Here is a 24,284-nt window from a genome sequence, read left to right as displayed (position 1 = left end):
TCGACTGATTACGTTGGGGTAATGCGTCGACTACTCGTCGGTATCCTGTTCGCCTCACTGACCGTTGCCGCCCCTGCCGCCGCCGCCGACCCGGTCGCCACCGCGGCGCCCGGGGACGTGGTCACCTCCCGCTCGGTCAACGCGCCGGGCTTCTTCTACGCCCGCACCTGGCTGATCACCTACGCCTCCACCTCCGCCACCGGCACGCCGATCACCGTCAGCGGCACCGTCGTCGTGCCCTACGGCGCCGACGCCGACACCCCGGTCATCGGCTACGCCCCCGGCACCCACGGCCTGGGCGACCAGTGCGCGCCCTCCCGCCACCTGGAGGCCGGTGACGAGACCGAGGGCCTGCTGATCCACCAGTACGCCACCCGGGGCTACGCCGTCGTGGTCACCGACTACGAGGGCATCGGCACCCCCGGCGAGCACACCTACATCGCCGGGCGCGCCGAGGGCAACGCCACCCTCGACGCCGTCCGCGCCGCCCTGCGCCTGCCCGGCACCGGCCTGTCCCCGTCGACCGACGTGGCGATCGTCGGGTACTCCCAGGGCGGGCACGCCGCCGGCTGGGCCGCCCAACTCGCCCCCACCTACGCCCCCGAACTGACCATCGCCGCCTACGCCGTCGGCGCCCCGCCGGCCAACCTCAAGACCGTCGCCGAGCACAACGACGGCGGCGAGAACGTCGGGCTGGTCATGGCCGCCGGCTTCGGCATGGACGTCACCTACCCGGAGCTGGACCTGGCCCCCTACCTCAACGACGCCGGCCGCGCCGCGTTCGCCGACATCCGCGACGACTGCACCGACGAGCTGGCGAAGTACGCCGGCCACTCCATGGCCGACTACACCACCGAGGACGTGCTGGCCCGCCCCGAGTGGAGCGCCAGGGTCGACGAGCAGAACCTCGGCGGCGCGATCCCGAGGGCGCCGGTGCTGCTCTACCACTCCAACGGCGACGAGATCCTGCCGGTGGGCGTGAGCGTCGGGCTGCGCTCGGACTGGTGTGCCGGCGGCGCCGACGTGACGTTCTGGCGTACCGACACCGGCGCGCACTTCACCACGGCCGCGCTGATGAGCCCGGCGGTGACCGGCTGGGTCGCCGACCGGCTCGCCGGCCGCCCGGCCGCCGGAAACTGCTGAGGGATGTGTTCGTTCGCTCCCGGGACGGTGCCCCGGGAGCGAACGAGCGGACTCAGCCGCCGAACTGGCGCACCGCCAGGTAGTAGGCGTCGGCGAACCGGTTGCAGGCCCAGTTGCCGGCGCAGACCGTGTACATGTCGGTCTTGAACCGGTTGTCGATGGTGAGCCGGTTGGACTCGGTGAACCGGCCCTGCTTCTTGTAGTTGCGGTACCCGAAGTCGTGCCGGTAGCAGGCACGCACCAGGTTGAAGCCGAACGGGTTGTCCGGCGAGTTGGAGCAGCCGTCGGAGGACCAGTCCAGCTGGCTGCCGTAGGGCTTCTGGGAACGCAGGGTCTGGAACCCGCTGAGGCTGGTGCTGTGCAGGTACTGGTCGGTCACGGTCCGCAGCTGGCTGGGAGTGAGCGCCGCCTGGGCGGAGCCGGCCCCGACGAACAGGGTGCCGGCCACCGCGATGGCGGTGACGAACGCCTGGGCAGCACGACGCAGGGTTGACGTGGCCACGCGATCTCCTTGGGGGAGCGACGGGGCCCGCCCCGTGCGGACCCCTGATCAATTACGCCTGGCCAGGGGCGACGGCGAAACCTCCCAATGGGCGAACAGTGGGTATCGATCGGGTCCTACAGCTCCAGCAGCATGCGCGCGTTGCCCAGGGTGTTCGGTTTGACGTAGGGCAGGTCGAGGAACTCCGCCACCCCGGCGTCCACCGAGCGCCGCATCTGCTCGTACACCTCGGAGCTGACCGGCGTGCCGTCGATCTCCACGAAGCCGTGCCGCGCGAAGAACGCCGTCTCGAAGGTCAGCACGAACAGCCGGGCCAGCCCCAGCTCGCGCGCGACGCCGACCAGCTGGTCCACGATCGCGCTGCCCACCCCCAGCCGGGCCGCGTGCGGCAGCACGGCGATCGAGCGGATCTCGGCGATGTCCTCCCACAGCACGTGCAGGGCACCGCAGCCGACCAGCTCGCCGTTCGCCTCGCCGACCCAGAACTCCTGCACGTCCTCGTAGATCGTGACAAGTTCCTTCTCCAGCAGGACCTTGCCGACATACGTGTCGATGATCGACTTGACGGTCCGCACGTCGCCGATCCGCGCCCGGCGGACCACCACTTCGTTCACCAGGCCAACCTAACCGCTGGTCCGGAAACGCTTCTGACCGCCCGGACGGGCGCGCGGCGGCGGCCAGCTGGACCAGCGTGGCGCGACCGGCCGGGTCCCGCCGCGTCGCGTCAGGGTCCCAGCAGCGTCTCGGCGGCGGAGTAACCTGCGATGACCGTGGCGGCGGCGGTTACCCTGAGAGCCGTGCCCACACCACCGGCCGCCCGCCGTGCTGCCCTGCTCACCCTCGGTTGTGCCCGTAACGAGGTCGACTCCGAGGAACTCGCCGGCCGGCTCACCGGCGACGGCTGGGAACTGACCGAGGACGCCGAGGGCGCCGACGTCGTCGTGGTCAACACCTGCGGGTTCGTCGAGTCGGCGAAGAAGGACTCGGTGGACGCCCTGCTGGAGGCCGCCGAGACCGGCGCGAAGGTCGTCGCCGTGGGCTGCATGGCCGAGCGCTACGGCGCCGAGCTGGCCGGCAGCCTGCCCGAGGCCGCCGCCGTGCTGGGCTTCGACCACTACCCGAACCTGGGGGAGCGGCTCGACGACGTGGTCGCCGGCCGAACGATCGCCGCGCACACCCCCACCGACCGGCGCACCCTGCTGCCGATCACCCCGGTCAGCCGCTCGACCGCCGACCTCGCGGTGCCCGGCCACGGCTGGGGCCCCCGGGTGCTGCGCCGCCGCCTGGACGACGCCCCGGTCGCCGCGCTCAAGATCGCCTCCGGCTGTGACCGGCGGTGCTCGTTCTGCGCCATCCCGTCCTTCCGGGGCGCGTTCGTGTCCCGGCAGCCGGCGGAGATCCTGGCCGAGGCGCGGTGGCTGGCCGAGCAGGGTGTGCGCGAGCTGTTCCTGGTCAGCGAGAACTCCACCTCCTACGGCAAGGACCTCGGCCGCGAGCACGGCGGCCCGGCCGCCCTGGAACGTCTGCTGCCCCGCCTGGCCGAGGTCGACGGGATCGAGCGGGTGCGGGTGTCCTACCTGCAGCCGGCCGAGACCCGCCCCGGCCTGGTGACCGCGATCGCCGGCACCGACGGCGTCGCCAACTACTTCGACATGTCCTTCCAGCACGCCAGCTCGACCGTGCTGCGCCGGATGCGCCGCTTCGGCGGCACCGAGTCGTTCCTGGCGCTGGTCGAGCAGATCCGCGAGCTGGCGCCCGACGCCGGGATCCGCAGCAACGTGATCGTCGGCTTCCCCGGGGAGACCGAGGACGAGCTGGCCGAGCTGGAGCACTTCCTCACCGAGGCGCGACTGGACGTCGTCGGCGTGTTCGGCTACTCCGACGAGGACGGCACCGAGGCCGAGGGCCTCGACGGCAAGCTCGACCCGCGTGAGGTCGCGCAGCGGGTGACCCGGGTCGGTGACCTGGTCGAACAGCTGACCGCGCAGCGCGCGGAGGACCGGATCGGCGAGGAGGTGCTGGTGCTCGTCGAACGGGTCGGGCAGGAGTGCGCGGGGCGGGCCGCGCACCAGGGACCAGAGGTGGACGGCGAATGCCTGCTCACCGGTGAGGGGGAGCTAGCTGTGGGTGACCTGGTGCGGGGCAAGGTGGTCGACTCCGAGGGCGTCGACCTGATCGTGGAACTGGCCGAGGTCGTCGGCGGGGCCGCCAGCGGGATCGCTGTCGGGGCCGCTGTGGAGGGTTCGCCATGAGTGCCTCGGCCGACGGTGGTCGTTCCCCGGACCCGATCGCCGCCCCGACCGTGCACGTCCCGATCCTCAACGTCGCGAACATCCTCACCGTCACCCGGCTCGCGCTGGTGCCGGTGTTCCTGCTGAGCCTGTTCACCGCGCCGGAGTCCACCGGCTGGCGGCTGATCGCCACCCTGGTGTTCGCCGTCGCGTCGGTCACCGACCACATCGACGGCACCCTGGCCCGCAAGTTCGGCCTGGTCACCGACTTCGGCAAGGTCATCGACCCGATCGCCGACAAGGCGCTGACCGGGTCGGCGCTCATCGGCCTGAGCATCCTCGGTGAGCTGCCGTGGTGGGTGACGATCACCATCGCCGGCCGCGAGGTGCTGATCACGCTGCTGCGGTTCTGGGTGATCCGCTACGGCGTGATCGCCGCGAGCTACGGCGGCAAGCTCAAGACGATCGTCCAGATCTTCGCGATCGGGCTGTTCCTGGCGCCGCTGCCGGCCGGGTTCGACCCGCTGAACTGGACGGTCATGGGCGTGGCGCTGGTGCTGACCGTCGGCACCGGCGTCGACTACGTGGTGCGCGCGCTGCGCCTGCGCGCCCAGGGCTGACGCCGGGTGGCGCGCAACCCGCTGGCCGACGCGCTCGGCCTGCCGGCCGACGACCTGGCCGGCCTGGTCGCCGCGCTGCGCCGCCGCGGCGAGTCCGTGGCGACCGCCGAGTCGCTCACCGGCGGCCTGGTCACCGCGGCGCTGACCTCGGTCCCCGGGTCGAGTTCGGTGGTGCGCGGCGGCCTGGTGGTCTACGCCACCGGGCTCAAGGCGGACCTGGCCGGCGTCGACCCGTCGTTGCTGGCCGAACACGGCGCGGTGCATCCCCGGGTCGCCGAGCAGTTGGCCGAGGGCGCCCGCCGCGCGTGCGGCGCGACCTGGGGCCTCGGGCTCACCGGCGTCGCCGGCCCGGACCCGCAGGACGGCGTCGAGCCGGGGGTGGTGCATGTCGGCGTGTCGTCGGTTCGGTCGACGGCGGTACACACGATCGGTGTCGACGGAAATCGTCACCAGGTCCGTTCGGCGGCCGTCCGCGCGGTGTTCGACCTGCTCAGGGCCCAGTTCACGGGGTGAGAACCGGGGCGAACTCGACCCAGGCTCCAGTTCCGTTCCGTAACGTTCGGGAACACCGGGGCCCTCCCGGTCGTTCGCTTGTGGCGGACGAGTAGTGATGTCGGTGCCGATGACCATGATCGCTCGGTAACGTTGGCACCGTGCTCGACCGCCTCGGCCGGGCGGTTGATCTTGGAGGGAGGCGCGCGCGATGACCGTGCTGTTGCGTGAGGCGATCGGTGATCGGCTTCGGCATGCCCGCACGAACCAGCGGCGGACGCTGCGCGAGGTCTCCCGGGCCGCCAGGGTCAGCCTCGGCTATCTCTCCGAGGTGGAGCGGGGCCGCAAGGAGGCGTCCAGTGAGCTGCTGGCCGCGATCTGCGACGCGCTGGAGCTGCCGCTCTCGCAGCTGATGCACCACGTCGCCAGCGACATGGGCGCCATGGACGCGATGCCCGACGCCGCCGAGACCCCGGAGCGGGCCGAGGCGATGGACCGCGCCGGCGACGGCGCGCCGCGCGCGTCGGTCGACGGCGTCGACGCCGGCCGGCTGGTCCCGGCCGTGGTCGGCGACGACCTGTCCGACCTGCGGATCCAGCCCGTTCTGAGCCACCGGATGGACGCCTCGCTCGGCGGCCGCCGGATCGGCGCGGTGTTCGCCGCCTGACCTGTTGTCCCAACTGGGACGCTCTCACCCCGCCGCCCCCGCCCACGGGTAGGCTCGATGCCCTGCGGGCGGGGCTGGTCCATCACCTGAGGTGACCGACCCCGAGATCGGTTCGTACCCTCAGGGCCATCCCTGATTCGGTCCTGATTTATGCCCGGTCCGGTGGTAAGGATGCCGCCGCACCTGACACGATGGAACCAACAGCGATGACGGGGCGTTGCCCTACCAGCCACATAGGCGGGCCGGTGGGCAGCCAGTAGCGAACCAGTCGGAGAAGGCAGGCGGAGGAGATGGCCAACCCGTTCGTGAAGTTCTGGAAGTACCTCATGGCAGCCTTCTCGTCGAAGATCGACGAGCACGCTGACCCGAAGGTACAGATCCAGCAGGCCATCGAGGAGGCCCAGCGGCAGCACCAGGCGCTGTCCCAGCAGGCGGCCGCCGTGATCGGCAACCAGCGTCAGCTGGAGATGAAGCTCAACCGCCAGCTCGGCAACGTGGAGAAGCTCCAGGCCTCCGCGCGCCAGGCGCTGGTGCTGTCCGACGAGGCCCGCGCCAAGGGCGACGAGGCGAAGGCCACCCAGTTCGAGCAGGCCGCGTCGTCGTTCGCCACCCAGCTGGTGACCGCCGAGCAGGACATCGAGGACCTCAAGACCCTGCACGACCAGGCCCTGCAGGCCGCGACGCAGGCCAAGACGGCCGTCGAGCGCAACGCGATGATGCTGCAGAACAAGCTGGCCGAGCGCACCAAGCTGCTCAGCCAGCTCGAGCAGGCGAAGATGCAGGAGCAGGTCTCCAAGAGCCTCAACCAGATGAGCGAGCTGGCCGCGCCGGGCAACACGCCGTCGCTGGAGGAGGTCCGGGACAAGATCGAGAAGCGGTACACCACCGCGCTCGGTTCCGCGGAGCTGGCGTCGAACTCGGTGCAGGGCCGGATGATGGAGGTCCAGGCGTCGACCACGGAGATGGCCGGGCAGTCACGCCTGGAGCAGATCCGCGCGTCGATGGGCGGCGGTTCGGTCGCCCCGCAGGTCACCAGCGGTTCGTCGAACAACGCGTCCTCGGCCGGGGCGAACATCCAGGCCGAGATCGCCCAGCGGGTCGCGCAGGAGCAGAAGGCCAACCCGCAGAACTCCTGATGTGCATGTGAGGCCGTTGGAGGTGCCGGGACCATGCGACCGACCGGGCGCGACATCTACCAGCTGACGAAGCTGGCCAACCGGTACGTCAACGGCGAGGTCATGCGGCAGGTGCAGAGCGCCATCGCCGCCCGGGGTGACGAGTCGGCCAAGATCCAGCGCCAGCGACGCAAGCTGGAGCGCCGCCGGGTCTGGGCATCACGCTGGGCGACGATGTGGGCGCTGATCTGCGCGATCGCCACGGTCCTCACGGTCGGGGCGGCCACCGGCGTGGTCGGCGACGCCTCCGACACCGGCGCCGACCAGGTCACCACGGTGATCTTCACCATCGTGGTGGCCCTGGTGACCGGCACCTTCGCCATCCGGGGCGCCAGGAAGATGACGCTGATCAAGCGCGAACAGCAGGCCTTCGAGGCGAAGTACCTGCCGGCCGAGCCGACGGCGCCGCCCACCACGCTTCCGCCGAAGGGCTCGGCGGCCAGGGAACCGATGCAGCGCTTGGCCGAGGCCGAGACCGCGCTGGAGAAGGTCCTGGCCCAGCTGTCCGGCACGCCCGGTCTCCCGGCGTCGGTGCCCGAGGAGTCGGTCGCCCAGGCCAGGGCCACCAGTACCGAGGCCGCGACGGCCCTGCGTGCCGTCGCCGCCCAACTGGTCGCCGTCGAACTGGCCCGCGACCACGCCCCGCCCCTGGAACGCGGCCCGCTGGTCGAGGGCGTCGCCCGCCTGCGCGAACAACTCGACGAGGGCCTCGACGGCTACCGCAGCCTGGTCGCCGCGGCCGGCGGCGTGGTGGCCGCCAGCTCCTCGGCGGGCCCGAAGCAGGAACTCAGCGACGCCACCGACCACCTGGCCGGCCTGGCCGCCGCCCTGCGGGAGCTGTCCCAGGCCGGGCGTTAGCGGTCGAGGCGGTTGATCCGGCGGACCAGGGCCGGGCCCCGGTAGATGAAGCCCGTGTAGAGCTGGACCAGGCTCGCGCCGGCGTCGAACATCCTGGCGGCGTCGTCGGGGGTGTGCAGGCCGCCGACGCCGATCACCGGGAGCCGGCCGTTGGTCTGGGTCGTGACGTGGGTGACGACCTCCAGGGCCCTGGCGGTCAGGGGGCGGCCGGACAGGCCGCCCGGCTGCTCACCGGTCGTCCGGTCCCCGGCGGCGAGGCCGTCGCGGGACAGGGTGGTGTTGGTGGCGATCAGGCCGGCGACACCGTGGTCGGCGCACACGGTCAGGACCTCGTCGACGGCGTCGAGGGTCAGGTCGGGGGCGATCTTGACCAGCAGCGGCGGGCGGCGGTCCGACGCGGCTGCCAGCTCGTCGGCCTCGGTGCGCAGGCTGGCGAGCAGACCGGCCAGGACGTCGCGGTCCTGCAGGCCGCGCAGGCCGGGGGTGTTGGGGGAGCTGACGTTGATCGCGAAGTAGTCCGCGTACGGGAACAGCACGCGCAGCGACGCCCGGTAGTCGTCCACCGCGTCCTCGACCGGAGTGACCTTGGACTTGCCGATGCTCACGCCGATCGGCACGGGGGACCGGCCCAGGCGGCGCAGGCGTTCGGCGAGTGCGGCGGCGCCCTCGTTGTTGAAGCCCATGCGGTTGATCACGGCCTCGCTGGCCGGCAGCCGGTACAGCCGGGGCCGGGGGTTGCCCGGCTGGGCCACCGCGGTCACCGTCCCGACCTCGACGAACCCGAAACCGAGCCCGGGCCACGCCCGCAGCGCCACCCCGTTCTTGTCGACGCCGGCCGCCAGCCCGACCCGGCCGGGGAACCGCACGCCGAACACCTCCACCGGCCGGCCCCGCCCGTAGAAGGGGCGCGCCACCCTGGTCAGCGCCCCGACCCGGCCCAACGCGGCCAGGGTGCGTTCGTGCGCGACCTCGGGTTCGCCGCCGAACCGGAACAGCGCGCGTCGCAGAACATGCTGGTAGACCACCTGACCATCGTGTCATCGCGGCCGGGGCGGGATGATGGTGGCGTGCCCGACACCGTCGATCTGGACTCCGCGGCCGACGAGCTCTACGCCGGCGCCCGCGAATCGTTCACCAGCCGCCGCAAGGAACTGGCCAAGGCCGCCCGTGACCAGGGTGACCAGCACGTTGCCAAGGAGATCGACAAGCTCGCCAAGCCGACGACGTCCGCGTGGCTGGCCAACCAGCTCGCCCGCGACCCGTCCGCCGACCTCGACCAGGTCGCCGAGGTCGGGGACGCGCTGCGCGCCGCCCACGCGAACCTCGACGGCAACGAACTGCGGGCGCTGTCGCAGAAGCGGACCAAGCTCGTGGCCCGGCTCATCGAGCGGGCCGGCGCGCTCACCGGGTCGCCGCTGACCGAGTCGGTGGTCCGGGAGCTGGAGGACATCCTCACCACGGCCGTCGCCGACCCGGACGTGACCCGCGCGCTGCTCACCGGCCGGCTCACCTCGGCCAAGAACGTCACGGTCGCGACCTGGCCGAGCGGCGGCGGCCAGCCCGCGTCGCCGGTGGCCCGCCCGCGCCAGCCGCGCGCCGAGCCGACCGAACGCGAGTCGGCCGCGCGGGCCCGCGAGGTGGCGGCGGCCCGGGCCGAGTTGGAGCGGGCGCGGTCAGCTGTCAAGGAAGCTGAGGCCGACCGCGCCGAGGAGGAACGGATCCTCGTCGACGCGCAGCGCGCCGCCGACGAGGCGACCGAGCGGGTCCGGCGGGTGTACGAGGAGTTGGACGCCGCCGAGGCGCTGGAGAAGGAGGCGCGGCGGCGGGTGGGCTCGGCGAGCCGGTCGGTGAAGGACGCCGAGCGGCGGGCCGGCCAGGCCTGGCGTCAGGTGCAGCAGGCCGAGCGGGTCCTGGAGGACCTGGGGGAGAAATGATGCGACCCCCGGGCGTCTCCCGCGCTCCGTCAAGGGCGCGGGCTCAGGGTCGGACGAGGTCCCTGAGAGCTCCGGGGGCCGGGTGACTGCCTGGTATTCGCCGACCACACCGCGCGTCTACGGCACCAGCGGTGCTGGTGTCAGCCGTGTTGCGCAGCCGGCCCAACCACATCTGTCCGGTCGGTGGTCCTAGCGGACAGCCACCTCACGAGTCCGATAGCAATTCACTGTTGGACCACCTCCTCTCTCGTGTACCGCGAGATTACGTCCTGACGAGGGGTCTCGACAAAGTCTTTTACCGCGCTTCGCTCACGGCGGACGCGCGGCCCACTGTCAGGTGTCGGTGACGACGGTGCTGTCGGTGTCGCCGCTGGCCTCGTCGGTGTCGGACTCCGGCCAGGTCTCGGTGCGGTGGCGACCGCGTCCGCTGGTGCGCAACACCCTGGCCAGCAACAGGTTCAACGCCAGCGACACCTCGCGGGCGCCGGGGGTCTGCCACTGGTGGATCGGCACGCACGCGCCCTGCGCCTGCTGTACGGCCAGCCGGTCGGGCAGCGCCACCGGCATCACCAGCCGCCCGAACTGCTCCCGCAGCTCGGCGATCCGGTACTGGTGCTCGTAGGACTGGGGGCGCACCCGGTTGACGACGATGCCCAGCGGGGACAGCACCGGGTTGTGCTCCTCCCGGGCGTTCTCCACGGCCTCGAACGCCCGCTGCACCCCGGACACGGCGAACATCGTGGGCTCGGTCACCAGCAGGGCGCCGTGGGCGGCGCGCAGGGCCGAGCGCGTCAGCCGCCCCAGCGACGGCGGGCAGTCCAGCAGGACGAGCTGGTAGGGCAGGGAGTCCTCTTCGAGCAGGGGGCCGAGTTCGGTCAGCGCCCTGGCCAGCTTCTCCAGCCGGCGCGGGTCGGAGTCCTGGTCGTTGAGCAGTTCGAGGGACTCGGAGCCGACGAGCACGTCGACCTCCTCGCCCCAGGCGCTGTGCGTGATCGCGTCGCGCAGCACGGCCGGCCGGGGCGTTTCCAGGACGTCGGCGACCGTGGCCTTGGTGTCCTCGGGGTCGAGCGTGGTCGTCGCGTTGCACTGGGGGTCGAGGTCCACCACCAGCGTGCGCGCACCACGACGCAACGCGGCCGAGGCAAGGCCGAGCGCGATGGTGGTCTTGCCGACACCACCCTTGAGGCTGAGCACCGCCACCGTTTGCACGCCGACAACCCTACGGGGCCTACCCTTTTGCTCCATGCGACCGGATGCAGTTCGTCAGACCCTCGACGCCGAACTGGCGGCCGCGCGACGCCGCCGGGACGGTCGGGCGCCCCGGGTGCTGGACGTCGGTGGTGGTAGCGGTGTGCTGGCGGTGCCGCTGGCGGTCGCCGGCTGCGCGGTCACGGTCCTCGAACCGAACCCGAACGCGCTGGCGACCCTGTCCCGTCGGGTCGAGGACGCGAGCGTGGCCGACCGGGTCACCGCCATCCCGGCCGACAGCGAGTCCCTCGCCGACGCGGTCCCGGCGGGTTCCATGGACCTCGTTCTGGCCCACGGCGTCCTGGAGATCGTCGACGACCCCCGGTCGACGGTCGCGGCGATGGCCGGTGCCGTGGAGATCGGCGGGGCGGTGTCGGTGCTCGTGGCCAACCGCGCGGCGGCGGTGGTCCACCGGGCGGTCGCCGGACGTCTGGCGGAGGCCCGCCGACTGGTCGACGATCCCGATGGCCGGCTGCCGGAGGAAGGGCTGCTGCGGCGGTTCGACAGTGACGGGGTCGGGAGTTTGCTGGCGGGGGCCGGGTTGGTCGTGGAGTCGTTGCAGGGGCAGGGAGTGTTGAGTGATCTCGTTCCCGGTGGGGTGTTGGAGGAGGACTCCGGGGCTGTCGAGGCGTTGGCCGAGTTGGAGTTGAGGGTCGCGGGGGTGGTGCCGCTGCGAGACCTGGCCACACGGTTGCATGCCGTTGGCCGCAGGGTGTGAGGTCGTCGGACACCGTCGGTCCTCCATGAGAGGCTCCGACCATGGGCAGAAGCGGACAACTACCACGCGGCCTCGTCGACCGGTACCGCGCCACCGACGGCCGCTGGCCCGACGACACCGCCTGCCCGATCCTGCACGTCGACATGGACGCCTTCTTCGCCTCCGTCGAGATTCGTGAGCGACCTGACCTGCGTGAGCGCCCGGTCGTCGTGGGGGGAACAGGCCCCCGGGGCGTCGTCAGCTCGGCGAACTACCGGGCGAGAACGTTCGGTATCCGCTCCGCGATGCCCACGGCCCACGCGCGCCGCCTGTGTCCGGACGCCGTGTTCCTCCCGACCACCTTCCACCTCTACCAACAGGTCTCCGCCGGGGTGATGGCGATCTTTCGTGACGTCACCCCGCTGGTCGAGCCGCTCAGTCTCGACGAGGCCTTTCTCGACGTGAGCGGCGCCCTTCGACGTCTGGCCCACACGCCCGGCCAGGTCGCCGAGTCGATTCGTGCGCGGGTCGAGGCGGAGCACGGGATCACCTGCTCGGTGGGGGTGGCCAGTACGAAGTTCGTGGCCAAGCTCGCCTCGGGACTGTGCAAGCCGGACGGGATGTTGGTGGTGCCCAAGGGCGAGATCCTCCAGTTCCTCCACCCGCTGCCGGTGTCGGCGTTGTGGGGGGTGGGGCAGCGCACGGCCGAGCGGTTGACCTCCGTCGGGCTCAACCGGGTCGGGGACGTGGCGCGGACGCCGTTGGCGCGGTTGCGGCGCACGGTGGGCAACGCGGCCGCCGAGCATCTGCATGCCCTGGCCAACGGGCGGGACGAGCGGCGCGTGGAGCCCGAGACCGTCGACAAGTCGGTCGGCGCGGAGGAGACGTTCGACGTCGACCGGACCGACCGGGACGGGGTGAAGCGGGAACTGCTGCATCTCGCGGAGCGGACGGCGGCCGCGTTGCGGGGGCGGGGGCTGTGCGGGCGCACGGTGTCGATCAAGGTGCGGTTCTCCGACTTCACCACGATCACCCGGTCGCGGACGCTTCCGGTCGCCACCGACGTCACCCAGGAGATCTTCCGGACGGCCTGCCGGCTGCTCGACGAGCAGACCCCGCCCGGCGCCATCCGGCTGATCGGCGTCCGGGTCGAGCAGCTCGGTGAGGAGTCCGGCCGCCAACTGCTCCTCGACGCCCCCGAGCGCGGCTGGCGCGACGCCGACCAGGCCGCTGATCAGGCACGCGCCAAGTTCGGCGGTGCCGCCGTCCGCCCGGCGAGTCTGCTCGAACGTGACCGTGATTCAGCGAGCGGGGGTGGCCGGCCGGAGTGAAGATGGCCTGACCGGTGTGGGCGCGGGGTCGGCCGGGAAGGGGAGCGCCATGGGAGTCTTCGTCGGGATCGTCGTCGGGATCCTGCTGCTGGTCGCCGCGATCCATCTTCGTCGCCGGTTGCGTGGGCGTCCGAGGACGATGCCGGGCCGGTGGGCGGTGCGCAACGGGTACATCTACCGGCGGGACGCCCGCGTGCACCTGTTCGTCCAGGGACCGCCGTTCGATCGGGGCGAGGGCGCGATCGAACGGGTCCTGCTGGTCGGGTCGTGCGCCGGACGACCATCGCTGATCACCCACTTCGGTTGGCACGATGCCGAAGGGGACGGGGCCTGTGTCGCGTTGGTGTTGCAGTTGCCGGGTGAGGTCGCGCCGTTGCAGGTCGAGTGGCTCGGTGGCGACGGCGAGGAGTTCGACGACGTCTACCGGGTCGAGTGCGACAACCCGGCGTTGCTGGAGCGGGTGGTCGGTCCCCGGCTGCGGCGGGCGATGATGACCGGCGGCCCGCGCGAGCGGGTCAACTTCCGTCTCGACGGCGACGCGATGGTCGTGTGGCTCGACGGTGAGCTGGTCAGCGCCCGCCAGCTGGAGACGGTGCACGACCGGGCCACCGAGCTGTACCGGTCGATCCCGCGCGGCGTCCTGGCCGAGGGCATGGTGGTCGACCCGGTTCCGGTGCGGCCCCGCCCGGAGTCGTTGCGTCGCATCGACATCCACGGCCGGCACGGGGAGGCGTGGCAGACACCCGTGCGCGACGGCGCCGACGAGGTGTCGGTGACGCTGCTGGTGGAGGCCGCGTGGCCCCGGCTGAGCATCGTGGCCTACGAGTGGATGGCCGACCACTACAACGCCACCAGCTTCGACAAGCCGGACCCGAGCGCCCACCCCCTGGTGGACATCATGTTCGCGGTCCGCTCGACCGACGACACGTTCCGCCGCCAGGTGCTGGCCGACCTGGCGGACTGGCTGCCGCTGGACGACCGCACCCGGCGTTGCGGGCTGCTGCTGGAGTCCGACCCGCCCGACGAGGACGACGAGACGCCGCCGGTCGGCCGGATCACCGCCTACACGCCGGGTCAGCTCGACGACGAGGAGCTGGTCGGCCTGCTGGCCGACGTCGTGCACGAGGTCGGCCAGCGGCTGAGTCAGCAGAGCTACCGCTACCGGCGGATGAAGCTGCCGCTCGTCGACCTCCCTCAGCAGGTGTAGAGGCTGTTGGGGTGCACGCGTTCGCAGTAGCGGACGTGCAGGTGGTTGTCGTGGTTGGGGTACTGGGTGGTCAGGCCTTCCTGGATCAGCACCGGGTCGTTGAAGAAGATCAGCCGCACGTGGCCGGGGGCCGCGTCGCGGATGGCCCTGGCCAGCGCCCGGGTGGCGTCGCGGTCGTAGGCCGCGTCCCGCCAGGTGATCCGGCCGGCGGTGCACTGGGCGCTGTCGGTGCGGATCGGCCAGATGTCCACGTCGAGCCCGACCTGGTGTGAGGAGTGCCCGGGGATGGAGCCGCCGTGTTCGAAGCCGGCGTCGCCGAGCGGGACCTGGCCGTTGCCGGTGCCGGCGAACACGCTGGTGGCCCGTTCCAGCTGGGCGACTCCGGCGGCGGTGGCCCAGTTCGCGGTGCCGTTGCCGTCGGGGTCCTTGTCGCACAGTCCGGCCGACAGGTCGGGGTAGCCGTAGTGCCAGACCAGGTTGCGCCAGGTCACCGGGCCGGCGATGCCGTCGACACCGATGCCGGCGTGCTGCTGGAAGGTGCGCACGGCGCTGGTCGTCGCGGCGTCGAAGGTGCCGTTGACCGACAGCGACAGCCGTCGCTTCTCGTTGAGCTGGACCTGGAGCGCGCGCACGGCGGGGCCGCTGGCGCCCTGGCTGATCTGCGGCACGAGCGCGGCCCAGGTCGCCGGGCCGACGATGCCGTCGACGGCCAGGCCCTTGCTGGTCTGGAACGCGCGCACCGAGGCGGTGGTGCCGGAGCCGAAGATGCCGTCGGCGGTGGTCTGGTGGCCGTGGTGGGTGAGCAGGTACTGGATGGTCTGGACGTCGACGCCCCGGTTGCCGGTGGTCTGGGTGTGGAAGAAGGCGTTGGCGTAGGCGCTGGCCGGGGTGGCGAACAGCAGCGTGCCGAACACGGCCAGGCCGGCGGCGAGCGCGAGCAGGGAACGGCGCAGGGTGGGCATGAACCCACATTATGGTGACAAATCACCAGAAGCGTAAGCGTCTACGTCAAGCCCTCACCAGTGCCGGGAGCACCTCGCCGAGCGGTTCGCGCACGATCGCCGTGGCCAGGTGGTCGTAGGGCGTCTGGCCGGCGTTGCAGATCACCACCGCCGCCCCGGCCCGCGCGGCCAGCCCGACCAGGCCGGCGGCCGGCTGCACGCCCAGCGAGCTGCCCACCACCAGCATCACCTCACAGCTCTGCGCGACCTCCTTGGCCGCCAGCAGCACCGCCAGGTCCAGTGCCTGGCCGAAGGAGATCGTCGCCGACTTGAGGATGCCGCCGCAGTCCAGGCAGGGCGGGTCCGCCTCGCCGGCGCGCACCCGCTCCAGCGCCGCGCTCATCGGCCGCCGGTCCGCGCACCCCAGGCACACCGTGTCGAACATCGAGCCGTGCAGCTCCACCACCCGCTCCGGGTCCGAGCCGGCCTTCTGGTGCAGGCCGTCGATGTTCTGGGTGAGGATCGCGGCCAGCCGGCCCGCCCGCTCCAGGGCGACCAGCGCGCGGTGGCCGTCGTTGGGCAGCGCGGTCCACACCGGATGGGTCAGCCGGGCCTGCCAGGACCGGAGTCGAACGTCCGGATCGGACCGGTAGGCCTCCAGTGAGGACAGCCGTTCGCTGGACGGATCACGGGTCCACAGTCCGTTCGGTCCCCGAAAGTCCGGTATGCCGGACTCGGTCGAGATGCCCGCCCCCGACAGCACCGCCACCCGGGACGCCCCGGCCAGCGCCCGCGCCGCGTCGGCCACCGTGTCCGGCTCCCTCATGACCGCCACGCCAGCAGGTCCTCCGCGGTCCGGGTGTTGATCACGCGCTCCGGCGGCACCCCGCACTCCTGCGCGCGCTCGCAGCCGTAGGGCAACCAGTCCAGCTGGCCGGGGGCGTGCGCGTCGCTGTCGATGGAGAACACGCAGCCCAGCTCCAGCGCCCTGGTCAGCAGCCGGCGCGGCGGGTCCAGCCGGTCGGGCCGGGAGTTGATCTCCACGGCCACGTTGTTGTCCCGGCAGGCGGCGAACACCACGTCCGGGTCGAAGTCGGACTCCGGCCGGGTGCGGCCGACCACCCGCCGGCCGGTGCAGTGACCCAGGATGTCGACGTTCGGATCGGACACCGCGGCCACCATCCGCCGGGTCATCTCCGGCCCGGCCATCCGCAGCTTGGAGTGCACGCTGGCCACCACGACGTCCAAACGGGCCAGCAGCTCCGGCGTTTGGTCCAGTCCACCGTCGTCCAGGATGTCGACCTCGATGCCGGTGAGGATCCGGAACGGCGCCAGCTCGCGGTTGAGTGCCTCGACCACGTCGAGCTGCTCGGTGAGCCGCCCGGTCGACAGGCCGTTGGCCACGGTCAGCCGGGGGGAGTGGTCGGTGAGCACCATCCAGTCGTGGCCGAGCATGATCGCCGCCTCGGCCATCTCCCGGATCGGGCTGCCGCCGTCGGACCAGTCGGAGTGGGTGTGGCAGTCGCCGCGCAGCTCGGTGCGCATGGCCTCGCCGCCGGCCACCGGCACTATGCCCGGTTCGAGAAGTTTGGCCAGGTAGGCCGGCTGGTCGCCGCGGGCCGCCTCGGTGATGACCGTGCCGGTCGTGCGGCCGATTCCGGGCAGCGCGGAGAGTGTTCCTGCCCTCAGCCTGGACTCCAGCTCTCCTTCGGCAAGACCGTCGACGACCCCCGCCGCCCGCCGGAAGGCCACGACCTTGTGGGTGGGCTCACCGGAGCGTTCCAGCAGGAAGGCGATCTGTCGCAGTGCTCGGGACGGCTTCATTCACCCCACCTGACGGTGCTCAAGCCGGCTCGTGCCACACTCGCGTCGAGCCGGGTTTTGCTGATGCATACGACCATGATTCCGGATCGGGTAGTCGCGGAGCCTCGCGGCTCGTATCCTGGGGAGTGACGCCCCCGGAGCGGGGCGCCCGCCGGGTCCGGCGGCCAACCACCGTGATCGCCCGGCGCTCGCGACACGCTGTGCCGGAGGAGGAACGAATGCCACTCTCCGAGCATGAGCAGCGACTGCTCGACCAGATTGAGCGTGCGCTCTACGCCGAGGATCCCAAGTTCGCATCCACGGTGCGCGGCGCCCGCCTGCGACGCCCCTCCCGGCGGCGACGCCTACAGGGCATCGCGCTGTTCGTCCTGGGCGTAGCGCTGCTCGTGTTGGGTGTGATCCTGCCGCTGAAACCCGGCGGCGTCCCGGTCGTCAGTTTGCTCGGTTTCCTGGTCATGTTCCTCGGAGCGCTGCTGACCCTGTCCGCCATTCGCCACGGCGGAACCGAAGGTGAGGAAGGCGCTACCGAGGATGCCGAGGGCGGCGGAACGCCCAAGGCACGCCGAAGCTCGTTCTCGCAGCGAATGGAGGACCGCTTCCGCAAGCGGTTCGAAGACGAACCATAGGTCCGGTTCGTCTGGATCGCCGGGGGTTGGCAGGTCAGCACCCGGCGATCTTTCGTGCGTGAGGTCTACCGCACGACGAGTCCCACCTGAGCAGGCATGCGGCAGCATTGTCCTGGCACCCCGCTTCTGAGAAGAGGTTTGCCATGGGCCTACGGATTCCCGAGCACGCACAGTGGACACGCGTTGCCGAGCGTGTCGCCGACATCGCCCCCTCAGGTTTCTCCGGTGACCGGCTGCGCAATCTCCACGAGGGTCGCTGGCAGGACGGCGGCGAGCGGTCGGCCATGGTCTCCCCGGTGGACCGCACCACCATCGGCGCGCTGTCCAAGGTGGACGAGCCGACCGCGCTCAAGGCCGTCTCGGCCGCCCACCAGCAGCACCGCGAGTGGGCGGCGGTCCCGCTCGCCGACCGCAAAGCGCGGGTCAGCGCGGCCGTCGACGCGATGGCGGGGGTCCGCGACGACCTGGCGCTGCTGCTGGCCTGGGAGATCGGCAAACCGTGGCGGCTGGCCTGCGCCGACGTCGACCGCGCCCTCGACGGCGTGCGCTGGTACCTGGACAACATCGACCAGATGCTGGCCACCGACGCCCAGGGCCGCGCGTTCGAGCGCACCCCGCTGCCCGGCCCGGTCAGCAACATCGCCAGCTGGAACTACCCGATGTCGGTGCTCGTGCACGCGGAGTTGGTGCAGCTGCTGGCCGGCAACGCGGTCATCGCCAAGACCCCGACCCAGGGCGGCGCGGTCTGCCTGACCGTGGCGCACGCGCTGATGAACGACGCCGGCCTGCCGGTCACGCTGCTGTCCGGGGACGGCTCGAAGCTGTCCGGCGCGCTGGTCCGCTCGACCGAGATCGGCGCGCTGGCCTTCGTCGGCGGCCGGGACAACGGCGGCAAGGTGGCCGCGCAGCTGGTGGACACCGGCAAGCGGCACATGCTGGAACAGGAAGGCCTCAACTGCTGGGGCATCTGGGAGTTCTCCGACTGGGACGGGCTGGCCGCGCACCTGCGCAAGGGTTTCGAGTACGCCAAGCAGCGCTGTACCGCCTACCCGAGGTTCGTCGTGCAGCGCGACCTGGTCGACTCGTTCCTGGCGACCTACCTGCCGGTGGTCGGCTCGGCGCGCTTCGGGCACCCGCTGGCGGTGGACGCCGAGGGCGACGGCGAGCTGCCGCAGCTGGACTTCGGCCCGATGATCTCCGCGACCAAGGCTTCCGACCTGCGCAAACGTGTCGACGAGGCGCTCCATCACGGCGCGGTGCCGCTGTACCGGGGGTCGCTGGACGAGGGCCGGTTCCTGCCGGGTCAGGACACCTCGGCCTACGTGGCGCCGACGGCGTTGCTGGCCCCGCCCGGCGCGTCCCGGCTGATGCACGAGGAGCCGTTCGGGCCGGTGGACACGATCGTCGTGGTGGACACCAGGGCCGAGCTGCTGGCGCAGATGAACGCGTCCAACGGTGCGCTGGTGGCGACCATCGCCTGTGACGACGCGGAGCTGGCCGGTGAGCTGGCCCAGCACGTGCAGGCGTTCAAGGTCGGGGTGAACAAGCCCCGGTCGCGGGGTGACCGCGAGGAGCCGTTCGGTGGTCGCGGCGGGTCGTGGAAGGGCGCGTTCGTCGGCGGGGTGCACCTGGTGCACGCGGTCACCCAGGGGCCGGCCGACGAGTTGCTCTACGGCAACTTCCCGGACTACAGCCGCTACCCGACGGTCTGAGGTTCGCCCACTTCGGTCTGTGCTGACCCGACTTTTGTTGTTACGTTGCGAAAGTTGGTTGGTTTCGACCCAAAGGTGGGCGCCTCATGGTCAACGAGCACCAGCAGTCAGCTGAACCGACGACACCACTGACGAGGCGCACGGTCCTGGGCGGTGCCGGCGCGGCCGCGTTGTGGCTGGCCACCGGGCCGACCACCGCCACGGCCGAGCCGGGCCGCCCGGCCGGGCCCCGCTACTGGTACCCGGTCCGGCCCGACCCCGGCGAGGTCCGCACCGACGTGTGCGTCTACGGCGGCACCTCCGCCGGGGTGGCCGCCGCCGTCCGCGCGGCCAGGGCCGGCCGGTCGGTGGCCCTGGTCGTGTTCGGCCGCCACCTCGGCGGGCTCACCTCCTCCGGCCTCGGCGCCACCGACACCGGCAAGATCGACGCCATCGGCGGCTTGGCCCGCGAGTTCTACCGCCGCGTCGGCGCGCACTACGGCCGCGCCGAGTCCTTCGCCTTCGAACCGCACATCGCCGAGCGGGTGTTCGACGAGTGGGTCGTCGAGGCCGGCGTGCCCGTCTACCGGGAACACCGCCTGGCCGGCGTCGACCTCGCCGGCGACCGGATCACCGCGCTGCGCACCGAGAACCGCAAGGTCTTCCGCGCCTCGGTGTACATCGACGCCAGCTACGAGGGCGACCTGATGGCCGCCGCCCGCGTCAGCCACACCGTCGGCCGCGAGTCCAACGCCACCTACGGCGAGACCCTCAACGGCGTCCAGTTCCGCACCGGCCACCAGTTCCGCCAGCCGATCGACCCCTACGTCGTGCCCGGCGACCCGGCCAGCGGACTGCTGCCCGGTATCCAGTCCGAACCGCCCGGCGACCCCGGCGAGGGCGACCACCGCATCCAGGCGTTCAACTTCCGCCTGTGCCTGACCAAGGCCGCCGACCGGCTGCCCTTCCCGCGCCCCACCGGCTACGACCCCACCCGCTACGAACTGCTGCGCCGCTACCTCGACGCCGGCGTCTGGGACGCCATCCGGCTCAACACCCCCATGCCGGGTGGCAAGACCGACCTGAACAACAACGGCGCCGTGAGCAGCGACAACATCGGCCGCAACTACGCCTGGCCGGCCGGCGACCACCAGACCCGCCAGCGGATCTTCGACGACCACCTGCGCTACCAGCAGGGCCTGATGTACTTCCTGGCCAACGACCCCGCCGTGCCGGCCGCGGTCCGCGCCGAGGTCAGCGCCTGGGGCCTGCCGGCCGACGAGTTCGGTGAGACCGGCGGCTGGCCGCACGAGCTGTACATCCGCGAGGGCCGGCGGATGGTCGCCGACTACGTGGTCACCGAACACGACTGCCGCTGGACCACCACGGCCCCCGACCCGGTCGGCCTCGCCTCCTACAACATGGACTCGCACAACTGCGCACGGGTCGTGGTCGACGGCCTGGCCCGCAACGAGGGCGACGTGCAGGTCGGGCCGGCCGGCCCGTACGGCATCTCCTACCGGGCGATCGTGCCGGCGCGCGGCGAGTGCGCCAACCTGGTCGTCCCGGTCGCGCTGTCCGCCTCGCACATCGCGTTCGGCTCCGCGCGGATGGAACCGGTGTTCATGCTGCTCGGGCACGCCGCCGCGGCCGCCGCCTCGCTCGCCGTCGACGGCGGCACGGCCGTGCAGGACGTCCCGTACCCGACGCTGCGGCGCGGGCTGCTCGCCGACGGCATGGTGCTGACCTGGCCGCCCGGCCAGGGCCCGGTGACCGTCGAGTCCCCGGCGTCGCTGCCCGTCGGCGAACCCGCCGAGGTGACCGCGACCGTGCGCAACGAGGAGGGCGCGCCGGTCGAGGAGGTGTCGCTGGACCTGGCCGCGCCGCCGGACTGGCCGCGCACCCCCGACGGCCCCCAGACCGCGCCGGCCCTGGCCGCCGGGGCCGCGTTCACCGCGACCTGGTCGCTCACCGCCCGAGCCCCCGCCGAACTGCTCGCCCCGGCCACGCTCACCGCCGACGCCGGGTACACCGTGGCGGGGGAGCGGGTCGCCTACACCGTCTCCCGGACGGTGACCGTCGCCGAGCCGCTCGACCCGGCACTGGCGACCGCCGCGTCCACCGAGGCGCACTTCGGCCAGCGCGGCGCCGACCTCGCGATCCTGGCCGGCGGCAGCGACCTGTGGACCGGCGCCGACGAGTACGGGGCGATCCTGCGCCCCGGCGCCGCCGGACCGGACACCGTCGCCGAGGTGACCCTGGTGTCCCAGGACGCCACCGACCCCAACGCCCGCGCCGGCCTGGTCATCCGTGACGACCTGCGCGCGCCCGGCTCGTCGACCGGGTACGTCGCGCTGGTCGCCAAGCCCGCCAACGGTTTCCTGCTGTTGTGGGACGCCAGCGGCGACGGCCGGCTCGACTCGGTCGCCCGCCTCGAACTCTCGCCGACGCCCTACCCGGCGCGGCTGCGGCTGGCCAGGTCCGGCACCCGGTTCACCGGCTCGGTGCTGCTCGACGGCACCTGGCGCCAGGTCGGCGCGGTGGACCTGCCGGCGGCGGCCACCCAGGACGTCGGCGTGCTGACCTGCGCCCACGCCCGCGTGCTCGGCCGCGCGCTGTTCCGAGACCTCACCGTGAGCTGAGGGATCACCGCCGGGAGCGGCGGCGCAGGATCGACCGGGGGAACAGCCGCGCCCGCCAGCCGATCGGGTTGGTCCGGCGCAGGCCGGCGATCAACCGGTCGAACGCGGCGGTCAGCGCCGGGTCCGGGTTCTGGCCGCCGTACCAGGACCGCTCGACCTCGGCGACCACCGTGCGCAGCGCCCGGCGGCTGTCCTGGTCGAGTTCGTGCTGGTTGGCCAGGCGCCGGGCCGCCGCGCGCAGCGTCTCGGTCTCGCTCGGCTCGACACCCCGGTCGGCCGACTCCGCCACCAGCTCCGCCCACGCCGAGGACGCCGCCGCCGGGCCGCTGGCCTGGATCTGGTGGCGCCGCCGGACCCGCACCCGTTCCCGCGCGATCCCCGGCACCCCGGCCAGCAGCGCCAGCACGACGAACACCAGCAGCCACCAGGACACCACGGCCGCCGCGAACACCACGGTCAGCACCCACGCCCCGGCCGCCAGCGCCCGCAGCGGGACCCGTCGGGCCGGGCGCCGCAACCGGGACCGCGCCGCCATCGCCGCCAGCACGGTGACCGCGGCCGAGAGCACCACGAGCCCGACGACCGTCCACCACGGCCAGACCGGTGAGGCGGCGGCGTCCTCGCCGTCGTCGCCGTCGGCTCCGGCGTCGGCCTGGTCCCGCGGGTCGGTCGCCGGCCCGGAGGGCACCGGCGCGGTCGTGGTCGCCTCGGTCTCGTTGGCCGGGTCGTCCTCGGGGACGGTGGTGTCGCTCTCCTCGGCGTAGGGCGGTTGGTAGGTCGTGCCGTCGGTCAGCGGGGTCGGGTCGAACTGCACCCAGCCGGCGCCGGGGAAGAACACCTCGACCCAGGCGTGCGCGTTCTGCGAGGTGATCGTGCGGTACTCACCGGTCTGCACACCGGCGGTGTAGCCCATCGCCACCCGCGACGGGATGCCGGCCGCGCGCAGCAGCACCGCCATCGCCGAGGCGTACTGCTCGCAGTAGCCGGTCCTGCTCTCGAACAGGAAGTCGCGCAGCGCGTCCTCGTCGCTGCCGGCCGCCGTACTGGTCTCGTAGGTGAACCCGTTGGCCGGGCCGAAGTAGTTCTGGATGGCCATGGCCTGGTCGAACACGTTGGTCCGGCCGCGGGTCAGCCGGTCGGCCAGACCGACGACCTCGGGGTCGATGCCCTCGCGGACGGTGTAGACGGTGCTGATGTCGTTGGCGCGGGCCGGTCGGGCGGCGCGCAGCGCCTCCGCCGAGGGCTGGCTGAGGTCGGCGTGCTCGATGTAGGTCGGCAGCTTGCGTTTGCTGGAGCCGTAGACGGTGCCGCTTTCCGGGTCGTAGCGCATGTCGTCGGGCAGGTTCGCCAGCCGGATCGGCGTGCCGGCCACCGGAGCCCACACGTCGACCGAGTTCACCGACTCGATGGTGATCTCCACGGAGTTGCCCGTGCTGAAGATCTGCTGGCCGGGCGGCGCCGGCAGCGGGTCACCGGCGTCGAAGCCCCGGGGCATCTCGTCCGGGGGGCGCCAGCCGCCGTTCTCGTCGTACTCGGACAGGGTCACGGCACGCAGGTAGCGCGCCTCCTCGCCGAGGTCGTACACCCGGAACAGCTCGGTGTTCCCGTCCTGGTCGAGCATGCCGCGCAGCGAGGTGAACGGGTTGAGTCCCAGCCCGCCGGAGCCGGGCCCGCTGCCGCCGCCGGGCAGTTGGCCGACGGTGCCGATGCCGGTGACCGAGACCCCCGCGACCAGCGCGATCGCCACCGCGCCGCCGACCAGCGCGGTCGGCGACCCGACACCGCCGCCGGTGCCCTGCACGGTCGGCCGGTTGCGCCACTGCTGGTGGCGGTGCGCCCCGTCCACCGCGAGCAGCGCGGCGAAGGACACCGCGCCGAGCACGAACGCCCACCACGGCAGCATCTCGTCGGCCAGCGAGGCCGGGACCGCGTACACGCACAGCAGCACCAGCCCGCACGCCGCCGGTGTCCCGGCCGACACCGCGAGCGTGTCGACCAGCACCGCGACCATCCCGATCGCGATCACCACCAGGCACAGCACGGCCGAGTTCGCCGGTACCGGCGGCACCCCGGTCCGCACGATCTCCACCGAGTCCCGCAGCACGGCGCCCAGGTCGGCGAACGCGTCGGGTCCCGGTAGCAGCCCCAGCACCCCGCTGTCGGTGAACAGCGCCACCAGCAGGCACAGCAGGGCGAACATCTGCGCGAACCCGACCAGCAGGATCGGTGTGCGCATCGCCCGCAGCCCGAGCCCGACGGCGGTGACCACGGTGACCGCCACCCCGGCGTACCCCCACCAGCGCAGCCCCTCGATCACCCCGGCCAGCGCGAGCGACGCGCACAGCGTGGTCACCGCCGCGACCACCGGGGTCACGGTCATCGACCACTGCGCGGAGCTGACCTCCGGCGCCGGCGGCCGTCCGCGCGGCACCCCGTGTGGAGGCCCGGGTGGAGG

General features: G+C 72.4%; 22 protein-coding genes. 14 read left to right on the top strand and 8 right to left on the bottom strand.

From position 1 onward, the window contains the following. Window positions 1-21 precede the first annotated feature (21 nt). On the top strand, window positions 22-1,143 hold the full coding sequence (locus BLA60_RS36105; RefSeq protein ID WP_075137560.1) for a lipase family protein: 1,122 nt from the start codon (window positions 22-24) through the stop codon (window positions 1,141-1,143). Window positions 1,144-1,195: 52 nt separating this feature from the next. Here BLA60_RS36105 and BLA60_RS36100 read toward each other — a convergent pair whose 3' ends face one another. Beyond that, window positions 1,196-1,645: a phospholipase gene (locus BLA60_RS36100; RefSeq protein WP_084735815.1), complete on the bottom strand. Its 450-nt coding sequence runs from the start codon at window positions 1,643-1,645 to the stop codon at window positions 1,196-1,198. Window positions 1,646-1,761: 116 nt separating this feature from the next. Further along, window positions 1,762-2,259 (bottom strand): amino-acid N-acetyltransferase, encoded by a 498-nt coding sequence (locus tag BLA60_RS36095; RefSeq protein WP_245812389.1) that lies wholly within the window; start codon window positions 2,257-2,259, stop codon window positions 1,762-1,764. Between the two features lie 183 nt (window positions 2,260-2,442). On the opposite strand from BLA60_RS36095, the gene rimO reads away from it, so the two are divergent. The 6 genes from rimO (at window position 2,443) to pspM (ending at window position 7,688) form a co-directional block, all read left to right on the top strand. After that, window positions 2,443-3,897: a 30S ribosomal protein S12 methylthiotransferase RimO gene (gene rimO, locus BLA60_RS36090; protein WP_245812387.1), complete on the top strand. Its 1,455-nt coding sequence runs from the start codon at window positions 2,443-2,445 to the stop codon at window positions 3,895-3,897. Further along, window positions 3,894-4,496 (top strand): CDP-diacylglycerol--glycerol-3-phosphate 3-phosphatidyltransferase, encoded by a 603-nt coding sequence (gene pgsA, locus BLA60_RS36085; RefSeq protein ID WP_075137558.1) that lies wholly within the window; start codon window positions 3,894-3,896, stop codon window positions 4,494-4,496. The genes rimO and pgsA overlap by 4 nt, the downstream gene beginning before the upstream one ends. A gap of 6 nt (window positions 4,497-4,502) precedes the next feature. After that, window positions 4,503-5,009, top strand: coding sequence for a CinA family protein (locus BLA60_RS36080; protein WP_245812386.1), 507 nt, complete (start codon window positions 4,503-4,505; stop codon window positions 5,007-5,009). Window positions 5,010-5,199: 190 nt separating this feature from the next. Continuing rightward, window positions 5,200-5,655 carry a helix-turn-helix domain-containing protein gene (locus BLA60_RS36075; protein WP_075137557.1) on the top strand — a complete coding sequence of 152 codons (456 nt, stop codon included), beginning with the start codon at window positions 5,200-5,202 and terminating at the stop codon, window positions 5,653-5,655. Between the two features lie 290 nt (window positions 5,656-5,945). Continuing rightward, window positions 5,946-6,791: a PspA/IM30 family protein gene (locus BLA60_RS36070; RefSeq protein ID WP_075137556.1), complete on the top strand. Its 846-nt coding sequence runs from the start codon at window positions 5,946-5,948 to the stop codon at window positions 6,789-6,791. Between the two features lie 33 nt (window positions 6,792-6,824). After that, window positions 6,825-7,688 carry a phage shock envelope stress response protein PspM gene (pspM, locus tag BLA60_RS36065; protein WP_075137555.1) on the top strand — a complete coding sequence of 288 codons (864 nt, stop codon included), beginning with the start codon at window positions 6,825-6,827 and terminating at the stop codon, window positions 7,686-7,688. Here the strand turns inward: pspM and BLA60_RS36060 are convergent. Then, entirely contained in the window at window positions 7,685-8,713 is a 1,029-nt protein-coding gene (locus BLA60_RS36060; protein ID WP_075137554.1) for a quinone-dependent dihydroorotate dehydrogenase, read from the bottom strand. The two genes, pspM and BLA60_RS36060, sit on opposite strands and share 4 nt — an antisense overlap. Window positions 8,714-8,755: 42 nt before the next feature. On the opposite strand from BLA60_RS36060, the gene BLA60_RS36055 reads away from it, so the two are divergent. Then, complete coding sequence (locus BLA60_RS36055; RefSeq protein WP_075137553.1) at window positions 8,756-9,622, top strand: hypothetical protein; 867 nt, start codon at window positions 8,756-8,758, stop codon at window positions 9,620-9,622. 333 nt (window positions 9,623-9,955) lie between these two features. Here BLA60_RS36055 and BLA60_RS36050 read toward each other — a convergent pair whose 3' ends face one another. Next, window positions 9,956-10,831: a ParA family protein gene (locus BLA60_RS36050; protein WP_075137552.1), complete on the bottom strand. Its 876-nt coding sequence runs from the start codon at window positions 10,829-10,831 to the stop codon at window positions 9,956-9,958. A 34-nt stretch (window positions 10,832-10,865) separates the two neighbouring features. On the opposite strand from BLA60_RS36050, the gene BLA60_RS36045 reads away from it, so the two are divergent. From BLA60_RS36045 to BLA60_RS36035, 3 genes are read left to right on the top strand one after another with little or no spacing between them, the layout of a single operon-like run. Beyond that, complete coding sequence (locus BLA60_RS36045; RefSeq protein ID WP_075137551.1) at window positions 10,866-11,588, top strand: class I SAM-dependent methyltransferase; 723 nt, start codon at window positions 10,866-10,868, stop codon at window positions 11,586-11,588. A gap of 41 nt (window positions 11,589-11,629) precedes the next feature. Further along, window positions 11,630-12,898 (top strand): DNA polymerase IV, encoded by a 1,269-nt coding sequence (locus BLA60_RS36040; protein WP_075137550.1) that lies wholly within the window; start codon window positions 11,630-11,632, stop codon window positions 12,896-12,898. A 49-nt stretch (window positions 12,899-12,947) separates the two neighbouring features. Beyond that, on the top strand, window positions 12,948-14,105 hold the full coding sequence (locus BLA60_RS36035; protein ID WP_075137549.1) for a hypothetical protein: 1,158 nt from the start codon (window positions 12,948-12,950) through the stop codon (window positions 14,103-14,105). Here the strand turns inward: BLA60_RS36035 and BLA60_RS36030 are convergent. From BLA60_RS36030 to BLA60_RS36020, 3 genes are read right to left on the bottom strand one after another with little or no spacing between them, the layout of a single operon-like run. Continuing rightward, window positions 14,093-15,067, bottom strand: coding sequence for a penicillin-insensitive murein endopeptidase (locus BLA60_RS36030; protein WP_075137548.1), 975 nt, complete (start codon window positions 15,065-15,067; stop codon window positions 14,093-14,095). The genes BLA60_RS36035 and BLA60_RS36030 overlap by 13 nt on opposite strands. 46 nt (window positions 15,068-15,113) lie before the next feature. Then, window positions 15,114-15,872: an SIR2 family NAD-dependent protein deacylase gene (locus BLA60_RS36025; RefSeq protein WP_075137597.1), complete on the bottom strand. Its 759-nt coding sequence runs from the start codon at window positions 15,870-15,872 to the stop codon at window positions 15,114-15,116. Next, window positions 15,869-16,870: a PHP domain-containing protein gene (locus BLA60_RS36020; protein ID WP_075137547.1), complete on the bottom strand. Its 1,002-nt coding sequence runs from the start codon at window positions 16,868-16,870 to the stop codon at window positions 15,869-15,871. Before BLA60_RS36020 ends, BLA60_RS36025 begins: the two co-directional genes overlap by 4 nt. A 218-nt stretch (window positions 16,871-17,088) precedes the next feature. On the opposite strand from BLA60_RS36020, the gene BLA60_RS36015 reads away from it, so the two are divergent. From BLA60_RS36015 to BLA60_RS36005, 3 genes are all read left to right on the top strand, one after another. Beyond that, window positions 17,089-17,496 carry a DUF3040 domain-containing protein gene (locus BLA60_RS36015; protein ID WP_075137546.1) on the top strand — a complete coding sequence of 136 codons (408 nt, stop codon included), beginning with the start codon at window positions 17,089-17,091 and terminating at the stop codon, window positions 17,494-17,496. 143 nt (window positions 17,497-17,639) lie between these two features. After that, window positions 17,640-19,208, top strand: a complete 1,569-nt coding sequence (locus BLA60_RS36010) for an aldehyde dehydrogenase family protein (protein WP_075137545.1) — start codon at window positions 17,640-17,642, stop codon at window positions 19,206-19,208. Window positions 19,209-19,294: 86 nt separating this feature from the next. After that, window positions 19,295-21,829, top strand: coding sequence for an FAD-dependent oxidoreductase (locus BLA60_RS36005; RefSeq protein WP_075137544.1), 2,535 nt, complete (start codon window positions 19,295-19,297; stop codon window positions 21,827-21,829). 4 nt (window positions 21,830-21,833) lie between these two features. Here the strand turns inward: BLA60_RS36005 and BLA60_RS36000 are convergent, their stop codons facing one another. Then, window positions 21,834-24,209, bottom strand: a complete 2,376-nt coding sequence (locus BLA60_RS36000; RefSeq protein ID WP_075137596.1) for a transglutaminase TgpA family protein — start codon at window positions 24,207-24,209, stop codon at window positions 21,834-21,836. Window positions 24,210-24,284: the final 75 nt, after the last annotated feature.

It is taken from the genome of Actinophytocola xinjiangensis (genome assembly GCF_001921215.1).
GTDB lineage: Bacteria > Actinomycetota > Actinomycetes > Mycobacteriales > Pseudonocardiaceae > Actinophytocola > Actinophytocola xinjiangensis.
Note: the sequence above shows the minus strand (reverse complement) of the source record. Positions and strands in the feature narration are given on the sequence as shown.

Bases quoted from the DNA above. Each gene is read 5' to 3' on its own strand.
- BLA60_RS36105 (WP_075137560.1), top strand. From the start codon at position 22: ATGCGTCGACTACTCGTCGGTATCCTGTTCGCCTCACTGACCGTTGCC.
- pgsA (WP_075137558.1), top strand. From the start codon at position 3,894: ATGAGTGCCTCGGCCGACGGTGGTCGTTCCCCGGACCCGATCGCCGCC.
- BLA60_RS36075 (WP_075137557.1), top strand. From the start codon at position 5,200: ATGACCGTGCTGTTGCGTGAGGCGATCGGTGATCGGCTTCGGCATGCC.
- BLA60_RS36070 (WP_075137556.1), top strand. From the start codon at position 5,946: ATGGCCAACCCGTTCGTGAAGTTCTGGAAGTACCTCATGGCAGCCTTC.
- pspM (WP_075137555.1), top strand. From the start codon at position 6,825: ATGCGACCGACCGGGCGCGACATCTACCAGCTGACGAAGCTGGCCAAC.
- BLA60_RS36045 (WP_075137551.1), top strand. From the start codon at position 10,866: ATGCGACCGGATGCAGTTCGTCAGACCCTCGACGCCGAACTGGCGGCC.
- BLA60_RS36040 (WP_075137550.1), top strand. From the start codon at position 11,630: ATGGGCAGAAGCGGACAACTACCACGCGGCCTCGTCGACCGGTACCGC.
- BLA60_RS36035 (WP_075137549.1), top strand. From the start codon at position 12,948: ATGGGAGTCTTCGTCGGGATCGTCGTCGGGATCCTGCTGCTGGTCGCC.
- BLA60_RS36030 (WP_075137548.1), bottom strand. From the start codon at position 15,067: ATGCCCACCCTGCGCCGTTCCCTGCTCGCGCTCGCCGCCGGCCTGGCC.
- BLA60_RS36025 (WP_075137597.1), bottom strand. From the start codon at position 15,872: ATGAGGGAGCCGGACACGGTGGCCGACGCGGCGCGGGCGCTGGCCGGG.
- BLA60_RS36020 (WP_075137547.1), bottom strand. From the start codon at position 16,870: ATGAAGCCGTCCCGAGCACTGCGACAGATCGCCTTCCTGCTGGAACGC.
- BLA60_RS36015 (WP_075137546.1), top strand. From the start codon at position 17,089: ATGCCACTCTCCGAGCATGAGCAGCGACTGCTCGACCAGATTGAGCGT.
- BLA60_RS36010 (WP_075137545.1), top strand. From the start codon at position 17,640: ATGGGCCTACGGATTCCCGAGCACGCACAGTGGACACGCGTTGCCGAG.
- BLA60_RS36005 (WP_075137544.1), top strand. From the start codon at position 19,295: ATGGTCAACGAGCACCAGCAGTCAGCTGAACCGACGACACCACTGACG.
- BLA60_RS36000 (WP_075137596.1), bottom strand. From the start codon at position 24,209: ATGACCGTGACCCCGGTGGTCGCGGCGGTGACCACGCTGTGCGCGTCG.